Origin of the sequence: Kocuria sp. CCUG 69068, assembly GCF_020833785.1 — a bacterium.
Taxonomy (GTDB): domain Bacteria; phylum Actinomycetota; class Actinomycetes; order Actinomycetales; family Micrococcaceae; genus Kocuria; species Kocuria rosea.
Map to the genome: position 1 here is coordinate 1 of NZ_PDDL01000281.1, position 520 is coordinate 520.

The 520-nt window shown below is 80.4% G+C and carries 1 protein-coding gene; it reads right to left on the minus strand.

Features of this window, described 5'->3' with window-relative positions; translation table 11 throughout:
- Positions 1-216, minus strand: a 216-nt coding sequence (locus tag CRM73_RS19530; protein ID WP_229588843.1) for a hypothetical protein, incomplete at its 3' end; no start/stop codon positions are given.
- Positions 217-520 lie beyond the last annotated feature (304 nt).

A 520-nucleotide genomic window follows, 5' to 3' on the forward strand; every position in this document is an offset into this window, starting at 1 on the left:
GCCGCCGGCCGCCGCGGCGCCCAGTGCCGCGAGCCCACCGACCCACCACGCGGTGGAGGAGTCCCCGGTCGCGTCCTGCGCGGGAACCCGGGTCACGGTACCCACCGAGATGCGCGTGAGCGTCCCGGGCGTCACCTGCTGCTGCCCCGCCAGGACCTGCGCCCGCAGCGCGGCCCCGTCCCGGACCAGCGCTCCGGAGCCGGGACGGTGGGCCACGGCGGGGCCGGGCCCGACGAAGGAGGCGCGTTCCAGGGCGGAGAGCTCCCCCGGGTCCGGGTCCCGGTCCGAGCCGGGGTTCGAGTCCGCACCCGAGGGCGTGCCGGGGGCCGCCTCCGGGCGGGCATCCCCTGCACGGTCACCTTCTGCACGGTCACCTCCTGCACGGTCGTTCCCCGCACCGCCGTCCTCTGCGCGGGCGTCTCCGGCACGGCCGTCCTCGGCGCGGACTCCGCCGGGCTCCGGTGCCGCGTGCCCCCCGGGAGCGGGGGAGGGGTGCGCGCCCGGCGCCGTGCCGCCGGGC